This is a genomic window from Hymenobacter sp. (assembly GCF_036388155.1).
In the GTDB taxonomy this organism is placed as follows: Bacteria; Bacteroidota; Bacteroidia; order Cytophagales; family Hymenobacteraceae; genus Hymenobacter.
The window spans coordinates 1-8,765 of sequence record NZ_DASVSI010000007.1; the positions used below are offsets into that span (position 1 = coordinate 1).

Below are 8,765 nucleotides of genomic sequence, written 5' to 3' on the forward strand. Positions count from 1 at the left end.
GCAGACCATCCCGGCCGAAATCTGGCGCAAGAACAACGCGCAGGTGAGCAAGGTGATGGTGACGAAGAAGCCCGTGGTCTCCTTCGTGCTCGACCCCTACCAGCAGACGGCCGACACGGACCTGTCCAACAACGCCTTCCCGCGCCAGCCCGCCGCCTCCCGCTTCGAGCTCTTCCAGCAACAAGCCCCCACCGCCCCCAACCCCATGCAGCAGGCCAAGCAAGCCACCAGCCCCATGCAGAAGCAGGAACAAAAGCCTGTAGGCAGTGGCCAGTGATTACTTGAAGCGTTTAGATATTAACGCAAAAAAGCGGCTCTTATGAGCCGCTTTTTTAATGCATAGTTATATGACCAAAAATTCCCCTCGAACGGTCATGCCGAGCGCAGCCGAGGCATGACCGTTTGGGGATTGTTCTGTTGGTTTTTACAGTCAACGCTGGCAACTCGCCTAGTAGAGCTTAACCTTACTCAATTTGAAACACGCTACGCCGTCAGCGAGGCTTCCACCGCGGTACTGGGCAGCGGCTCGGTGCGGCCGGGATAGGTGAGCAGGGCGTGCTCCAGGCAGGTAAAAGCTGCGTCAAGGTCGGTGCGGTTGAGCACGTAGGCAATGCGCACCTCTTGCTGACCCAGGCCAGGGGTATGATAGAAGCCGTTGGCCGGCGACAGCATCAGCGTTTGGTTTTCGTAGGAAAAGCTTTCCAAAAGCCATTGCCCGAAGGCTTGGCTGTCGTCTACCGGCAAGTGGGCCAGCACGTAGAACGCGCCCCCGGGCCGGGGGCACACCACGCCGGGCATGGCTTGCAGTCGGGCCACCGTCAGGTCGCGCCGGGCTTGGTATTCGGCCTTGCTGTCGTCAAAATACGATTCGGGCAAGTCGGCGGCGGCTTCGGCCAGCAGCATGCCCAGGCCGGGCGGGCTCACCCGCATCTGGGCGAAGCGGAAGGCCGCCATGTACACTTCTTTATTGAGCGTTACCAAGGCACCAATGCGGGCCCCGCAAGCGCTGTAGCGCTTCGATATGGTGTCTACCACCACCACGTTGGGTTCGGCACCGGCCAGCTCCAGGGCACTCACGTAAGGCGCATCGTAGCAAAACTCGCGGTAGGCTTCGTCCGAAATCAGGTACAGGTTATTGGCTTTGCACAGTGCCAGAATGCTTTCCAGCTCGGCCCGGCTGTACACATAGCCGGTTGGGTTGCTGGGGTTGCAGATAAGAATGGCGCGGGTGCGCGGCGTAAGTGCCTGTTCAAAGTCAGCTAGCGGCGGCAAGGCAAAGCCGTCTTCGATGTGGGCCGTGACGGGCACAATGGTGACGCCCGCCGCAATGGCAAACGCCGTGTAGGTGCCGTAAAAGGGCTCGGGAATGATGACCTCCTCGCCGGGATTGAGGCAGGTGAGCAGGGCAAATAAAATGGCCTCGCTGCCGCCCGTGGTCACGATGATGTCTTCCATGGCCACCGGCAGGTTGGCCCGCTGGTAGTAGGCGGCCAACTTGCGGCGGTAGCTCTCGTTGCCGGCGCCGTGGCTATAGCCCAGCACCCGGATGTCGGCGTTGCGCACCGCGTCGAGCGCAGCCGGGGGCGTTTCAATGTCGGGCTGCCCGATGTTGAGCGGGTACACAATGCGGCCCGCTTTTCGAGCTGCTTCGGCGTAGGGCGCCAGCTTGCGAAACGGCGACACGGGCATGGCCCGGCCCCGTTTGGATATTTCTAGCATACAGTAACAAATAAGCCCACGGCCAGCGCGGCGGCAGTGGCTGGCTCCACAATTTCGTTAAATATAACGGCTCCGGACCGGTTACAGGCACTTCTGGTACAGATTGTACAGAATCCGGAGGTCGGGGTCGCTCAGCGGCGCACCCACGTTTTGCTGAATGAAATGCAGCTTGAATGCCCGGATGGCCGCCGGCATGTCCTTGGTGTCGTAGCCAATGATGCGCAAGGCCTCCCGCGGGTTGAAGACGGTGAGCGGGCCGTTGAGACGCGCCAGCTGGGCGTCTACCTGGCTAGTGTCAGGCAGCGTGGCAGTCGGCGGTGTGGCTTCGGTAATGGGCGGGGGAGGCATGAGGAGACGACCGGCCAACGCGGCCACACTGTCGGCTACCAGCGGGCTGGGCAGCGGGCCGGCGTCGTACCAGAGCCCGAAGCCGGAGCTGGCCAGCCGTTGCCAGGGGAAGAAGGCGCTCGGGTCGTTTTTGCGGCTTGGGGCAATATCGGAGTGGCCGATGAAATTGGCGACAGGGATGTTGTAGGCCTTTTTCAGGTTTTTTAGCACCTGCAGCAAGCTGGCAATTTGCGGCTCGGCAAAGGGTTCGAGGCCGTTGTTATCCAGCTCGATGCCGATTGACGAGGAGTTGATGTCGGTGGTGTTGCCCCACTTGGCCGCCCCGCCGTGCCAGGCCCGCAGGTAGTCGTTCAGCATGTGGTACACCCGCCCGTCTCGCCCAATGACGTAATGCGCGCTCACCTGTGTGCGGGGCAGCGTGAACGTCTTCAGCGTCTGGGCCGTGGAGTCCTGCGCCGTGTGGTGAATGACGACGTAGTTGGGCTTGCGCAGATTGAAGTTGGTGGTGCCCACCCAGTACTTGCCCATCACGAGGCTATCGGCGCCGGGCGTGGGGGCCGGCGTTTCCCGCAGCGATTTGGCGTAGGCTTTCACCTGGGCCTTGTACGACTTGTTGGTGGCGGCGTAGGGGTTGCGTTGGACGGCGCAGGCGGCAAGCGCAGCAACGGCGAGGACTTGCGCCGTACTGACAAGGAAGCGGGTTTTCATCGAGGTGAAATTACGGCGACGGAAGCCAAAAGGACTACGAAAAAGCCCCCGTCACGAAAGTGGCAGGGGCTTTTCAAGCAAAGGCTTTACGCAAGTTGCGGCCTGATTTAGAGCGGGCTACTTGGCGTATGCCACGGCGCGCATCTCGCGAATGACGGTGATTTTAATCTGGCCGGGGTACTGCATTTCTTTCTCAATCTTCTGCGAGATTTCGAAGCTTAGCTCGGCGGCGCGCTCGTCGGTCACGTTCTCGGCGTCCACCATCACGCGCAGCTCGCGGCCGGCCTGGATGGCAAAACACTGGTTCACGCCTTTGAAACCGTTTGCGGTTTCCTCCAATTGCTTCAGGCGCTTGATGTAGCTCTCCATCATCTCGCGGCGGGCGCCGGGGCGCGAGCCCGAAATGGCGTCGCAAGCCTGCACGAGCGGCGAAATCATGGCCGTCATTTCAATCTCGTCGTGGTGAGCCCCAATGGCGTTTACCACGTCGGGATGCTCTTTCCACTTCTTGGCCATCTCCATGCCCAGGATGGCGTGGGGCAACTCAGGCTCCTCGGTGCTCACCTTACCGATATCGTGCAACAGGCCAGCGCGCTTGGCTTTCTTCACGTCGAGGCCCATTTCGGCGGCCATCGTGGCGCATAGGTTGGCCACTTCGCGCGAGTGTTGCAGCAGATTTTGGCCGTAGGAGGAGCGGAAACGCATGCGGCCCACCATCTTAATCAGCTCCGGGTGCAGGCCGTGAATGCCCAGGTCGATGATGGTTTTCTCGCCGATTTCAACGATTTCTTCTTCAATATTCTTGCGGGTTTTGGCTACGATTTCCTCCACACGGGCAGGGTGAATGCGGCCGTCTTTCACCAGCAAGTGCAAGGAGAGACGGGCAATTTCGCGGCGCACCGGGTCAAAGCCCGAGATGATGATGGCTTCCGGGGTGTCGTCCACGATGATTTCGACGCCCGTCGCGGCTTCCAGCGCCCGGATGTTGCGGCCCTCGCGGCCAATGATTTTGCCCTTCACGTCGTCGCTTTCAATGTTGAAAATCGACACGCAGTTTTCAATGGCGTGCTCCGACGCCGTGCGCTGAATCGTTTCCAGCACAATTTTCTTCGCGTCCTTGGTAGCCGTCAGTTTGGCCTGGGCCACAGTGTCCTTGATGTAGGAGCTGGCCTGAATCTGGGCCTCGTTTTTCAGCGATTCCACCAACTGCTCGCGGGCTTCGGCGGCGGTCAGGTTGGCAATGGTCTCGAGCTGGCGCTGCACGGTGTGCAACTGCTCGTCGGCTTCGCGCTGCTTGGCTTCGAGTTCGGCCATGGCCTCTTCGTGGTCGATGCGGCGCTTCTCGGCCTGGCTTTCCAACTTGTCGCGGAGCTGCTGGGTATCGGCCTGAATCTTCTCGCGGGTTTTCTCCAGGTCGGCTTCCTTGCGCTGCAGCTGTTCTAACTGACGCTGAGTGGTTTCGGTGAGCATTTTGATGCTCTGTTCCTGCTCTACTACGCCCTGGCGGCGCTCGGTCAGTTCCTGGTCGAGGGCTTGCTTGAGGCGGCGGCTCTCGGTGTCAAACTCGTTGCGGAGGGTCTTGAACTTGTTCTTGCTCTGCTCGAGGCGCTCGTCGGCCTGCTTTATCTTCTCGTCGCGAAGGCGGGTGCCTTTCTCCTCGGCGTCCAGCAGGATTTGTTTGGCCCGGGCCGTGGCCTGGCCTTCGTGGTCTAGCCGGGCTTTGCCGGCCAGCTGTTTGCCAATCACGAAGCCCGCCACAAGAGCGACCACCGCGGTCAGCAGACAGTACAGTATTAAGGGTGACATATAATTATGGTTTTGGGTGGGTGAAAAACCATAACTAGGTAGAACAGATGTGCCCGGGCCAAGCGGTAGCGGCCGATTGCCGCGCCGCCCAGCCGGGCCAACGAGTGTGTGGGTGCTCGGCGGGGGTATTACCCCGCCAGCACTACGCCGGATAGTAGCTCGTCGAAACGAGCCAGCCGTTCGGTTAGCGCCGCGTCGGTGCCATCCTTTTCCTTACTCACTTTCAATTGGTCGGCCATGGTGGCCAAGGCAACCATGGCCAGCAAGTCTTGCTTGTCCTGAATGCCGTAGCCTTCTCGAAATTCGCGCAGCTTGTCGCCCAGCAGGCGGCCGGCCAGGCGCAGCCGTTCCTCATCCTGCACGTCAACGCGCATGGGATAGTCCCGGTCAGCAATACGAATTTTGATGGCTAGTTCGCTCATAAGGCGGAAGTTACGGCGGTGGAGGGGAGGGTCAATCGGTTAGTCTCTCAAATAGGCAAGACACTTGTCCAGTTCGCGGATGTATTCGTTGAGGCGCAGTTTTAATTCGTTGGCGTGGGTGGGTTCCCCAGCTATGGTGTGTACAAGTTTAACAATATTTTCCTGGTTTTGTCGCTCCTTCAGCTGCCGGTCTCGTTCGCGCACGTCGGCGCGCAACTGCTGCACCGTGGTGTTGGCGTCGGCCAGCTCCTCGCGCAATTGCTGATAGGCAGCCACTAAGGTGGTTATCTGCCGCTCCAGGCGGTCGAGTTGCGCAAGTTGTTGGGAGGAGGCCACGGTCGAGATTAATTTTTGCGTGAAGATAAAGCGGACCTCCGAAAGCTACGCTTTACCCGGCACATGCTTGCAACTTACTACTCAGGCGGGTTTGCATATCCGTCAAGGGCACAGTCCACAAAGCAGAACGTCATGCTGAGCGGAGCCGAAGCATCTCGCTCGGGTCACTAAACCTGTCGATTGGTTTACTACCACACGCGAGATGCTTCGGCTCCGCTCAGCATGACGTTCAATCACGCAGCGCGAAAAAGGCTACGACTTGCCTTTCTTGTTTTTCATCTTGGTTTTGGAACCGTCGTCGCCTTTGGTTTTGATTTTCTCATCGGCGGCAGGCATGGAGGTGGCAGCAGGGGCGGCGTCGGGCATTTTCGACATAGAGGCCGCGGCCGCTACGGGCTTGCCTTCCAGGTCCAACTCCACCACTTCGTAGCCCAGGGCCTGCACCGCAGGCAGCTGCTTGCGGTCGCCCACTACCACGATGTACATGTTGTCGGCGGGCAAGTACTTCTTGGCCGAAGCCTGTACGTCCTCTTTGGTCAGCTTTTTCAAAATGGAGCTCTGCTCGTCCACGAAGGTGGTGGGCAGGTTGTACTCCACAATGCGGCTGAGGAAGGCGGCTTTCTGGCCACCGGTTTCATACTTGAGGGCGTCGCTCTGGCCCACCGAGTTCTGGACGAAGGTCAGCTCCTCGTCGGAAATGCCGTTGGGGTAGTTCTTGATTTCGCTCATGAACTCTTTCACCGAGGCGGCCGTGGCGTCGGCGCGCACGCCGGCCTGGGCCGTGAACGGGCCCACGTAGCTCGTGCCGCTGTAGCCGCTGCGGGCGCCGTAGGTGTAGCCCTTGTTCTCGCGCAGGTTCAGGTTGATGCGCGAGTTGAAGGCACCGCCGAGCAGGTAGTTGGCCAAGTAGGCACGGTAGTAGTCGCCGGTGGCGTCATACGGCAGCGCCAGGTAGCCCACCCGGATTTCGGACTGCGCCGCGCCTTCTTTGTTCACGAAGTAGATGCGGGTTTTTTCGGGCTGTACGGCTGACGTGGCGGCGGGCAGGGTCACGTTCTTCTTGGGCCAGGCTTTCAGGAAAGCCAGCTGCGGGGTGAGGGCCTTCTGGTCCACGTCGCCCACTACCGTCAGGAAGCTCACGTTCGGGTCGTAGTTCTGCTGGTAGAACTGCTTCACGTCGTCGAGGGTGAGGCTGCTCACGCTGGCGGTGGTGCCGATGGTCGAGACGCTCATGATGTCGCCTTGGCCGTAGAGCAGGCGGTTGAAGGTGTTGTTGGCAATGACTACCGGCTGGGTGCTCTGGTTGGCAATGCCTTCCAGCGTTTGCTTTTTGAGGCGGTCGAAATCGGCTTGGTCGAAGCGCGGGTGCATGAGGCGCTCTTCCACCAGGGCCATGGTGGCCGGTAGGTTCTTGGTCAGGCTGCTCACCGATACCAGGGTGCGGTCGTCGCCCGAGAATACCTGCACGCTGCTGCCCAGTTTGTCGAGCGCCGCCGAAAACTGCTCGCTGGTGTATTTCTGCGAGCCTTCGTTCAGCATGGCGGCCGTGAGGGCCGCGATGCCGGCCTTGCCGGGCGTGGCCTGCTCCAGGCGATGGCCGCCTTTGATGGTGAGCAGCATGGTCACGGTCGGAATCTCGGCGTTGCGCGTGCCGATGACTTTGAGGCCGTTGGCGAACTCTTCGCGGTACAGGGCCGGCACTTTGATAACCGGGTTGGCGCCGGAAGCCGGCTGCTTGCTGCGGTCAAAATTGTCGGTGGCTTTGGCGTACTTCAACCCGGCGTAGCCGTAGTCGGGCGCCTTATAGCCGGACTTGTCAACGGTGTAGTTGTCGGCTTTAGCCGCGGCCACGCCGCCGGTTTTGGGCAGCACGCTCAGGATAACGGCGTGCTTGCCTTTGAGGTACTTGTCGTAGGTGCGCTGCACATCGGCCTTGGTCAGGGCCTTTAGTTCCTTGGTGTCAACGGTGATGTGGTTCGGGTTGTTGAAGAAGGTCTGATTGGAAGCCAATTGGCTCACTTTGCCGCTCACGCTGGCCAGGCCGTTCACTTGTTGGGCCTCCCGTTGGGCCTTGAAGCGCAGCAGGTCGTCGTCGGTTACGCCCCGCTTCTCAAATTCGACCAACGTGTTGCGCACGATGGTTTCCAAGCTGTCGAGGCCTTTGCCCGGGAAGGGCAGGGCCACAATGGTAAACTGGCCGGCGAGCTCGGAGGTGGGGTGGGAAGCACTGGCCTGCACGGCCTTCTGGTTCTTCACCAGGTTTTTGTAGAGCAGCGAGTTCTTGCCGCCACCCAAAATCTGGGCCAGCGCGTCGAGCGGCAGCTCATCGGGGTGGCCCTGGGGCACGGTCGGGAGCACCATTTGCAGCATCGGGAAGCGCACGTTGTCGGTGTAGCTCACGTAGCGGTCGGTGGCCAGCACGGGGGCGGGCAGCTTCGCCTTGGGCACGGCCGGGCCGCGCTTGATGCTGCCGAAGTACTTCTCGGCCAGCTTCACCACTTGGGCCGGCTGCACGTCGCCGCCCACGGTCAGGGTGGCATTGTTGGGGCCGTACCAGCGCAGGAAGAAGTTCTTGAGGTCGTCCACGTTGGAACGGTCCAAGTCCTCGAGGTAGCCGATGGTGAGCCAGGAGTAGGGATGGCCGTAGGGGTAGAGCGTCTTGTTCACGTACTCGCTGGCGAGGCCGTAGGGACGGTTGTCGTAGTTCTGGCCCCGCTCGTTTTTCACCGTCGAGCGCTGAATTTCGAACTTCTTCTGGCTCACCGCGTCGAGCAGAAAGCCCATGCGGTCGGCTTCCAACCACAGGCCGGTTTCGAGCTGGTTGCTGGGCAGGGTTTCGAAGTAGTTGGTGCGGTCCTGGTTGGTCGTACCGTTCAGGTTGCCCCCGGCGGCCGTCACCAGCTTAAAGTGCATTTGGTCGCCCACGTGGTCGGAACCCTGGAACATCATGTGTTCGAAGAAGTGAGCAAAACCGGACTTGCCAATCTGCTCGCGGGCCGAACCCACGTGGTAGGTCACGTCCACGTGCACCAGCGGGTCGGAGTGGTCCTCGGTTACGATGAGCGTCAGCCCGTTGGGCAGCACGTACTTCTCGTAGGGAATGACGAGCTGGCCGGGCTGCTTGGTGACTTTTTCCACCAGCTTGGTGCCGCCGGCCGTGGCGGCGGTTTTGGCGGCGGTGGCTTTGGCCGCCGGTTTCTGCTGCGCAAAGCTGACAGAGGTGACCAGGGCTAGGCCCATGGTAGATAAAAATCGAAGGTTCATTTTTGGAGAAAAAGATGAAGAAATGAGACAGTGAATCAAGCTGCAACTTACGGATTGGAAGGCAAATGCAGGCTGCCTTCAAGTTTATCGGTCGGACGGGTGGCGCATTACAGTTTTAGCCCGCAGAGGACGCAGAAGGGGGCGCAGAAGCCCCCGAACCGT

6 protein-coding genes and 1 pseudogene are annotated in these 8,765 nt (G+C 60.4%); 1 reads left to right on the forward strand and 6 read right to left on the reverse strand.

Translation table 11 applies throughout. From position 1 onward, the window contains the following. Positions 1–277 (forward strand): annotated as a pseudogene (locus VF629_RS01185) (M1 family peptidase); the annotation flags it as partial. 206 nt (positions 278–483) lie between these two features. On the opposite strand, the gene VF629_RS01190 reads toward VF629_RS01185, so the two are convergent. The 6 genes from VF629_RS01190 to VF629_RS01215 all read right to left on the reverse strand — a co-directional run bounded on the left by VF629_RS01190 (position 484) and on the right by VF629_RS01215 (position 8,603). Beyond that, positions 484–1,719, reverse strand: a complete 1,236-nt coding sequence (locus tag VF629_RS01190; RefSeq protein ID WP_331056611.1) for a pyridoxal phosphate-dependent aminotransferase — start codon at positions 1,717–1,719, stop codon at positions 484–486. A gap of 81 nt (positions 1,720–1,800) precedes the next feature. Beyond that, positions 1,801–2,775 (reverse strand): N-acetylmuramoyl-L-alanine amidase, encoded by a 975-nt coding sequence (locus VF629_RS01195; RefSeq protein ID WP_331056612.1) that lies wholly within the window; start codon positions 2,773–2,775, stop codon positions 1,801–1,803. Positions 2,776–2,892: 117 nt separating this feature from the next. Continuing rightward, the gene (gene rny, locus VF629_RS01200; protein ID WP_331056613.1) at positions 2,893–4,581 is read right to left on the reverse strand and encodes a ribonuclease Y; all 1,689 of its coding nucleotides are present in this window, start codon (positions 4,579–4,581) and stop codon (positions 2,893–2,895) included. A 128-nt stretch (positions 4,582–4,709) separates the two neighbouring features. Further along, the gene (locus VF629_RS01205) at positions 4,710–5,003 is read right to left on the reverse strand and encodes a cell division protein ZapA (RefSeq protein WP_190922794.1); all 294 of its coding nucleotides are present in this window, start codon (positions 5,001–5,003) and stop codon (positions 4,710–4,712) included. A gap of 39 nt (positions 5,004–5,042) precedes the next feature. Continuing rightward, entirely contained in the window at positions 5,043–5,339 is a 297-nt protein-coding gene (locus tag VF629_RS01210) for a hypothetical protein (protein WP_227784420.1), read from the reverse strand. A gap of 252 nt (positions 5,340–5,591) precedes the next feature. Continuing rightward, complete coding sequence (locus tag VF629_RS01215; RefSeq protein ID WP_331056614.1) at positions 5,592–8,603, reverse strand: pitrilysin family protein; 3,012 nt, start codon at positions 8,601–8,603, stop codon at positions 5,592–5,594. Positions 8,604–8,765 lie beyond the last annotated feature (162 nt).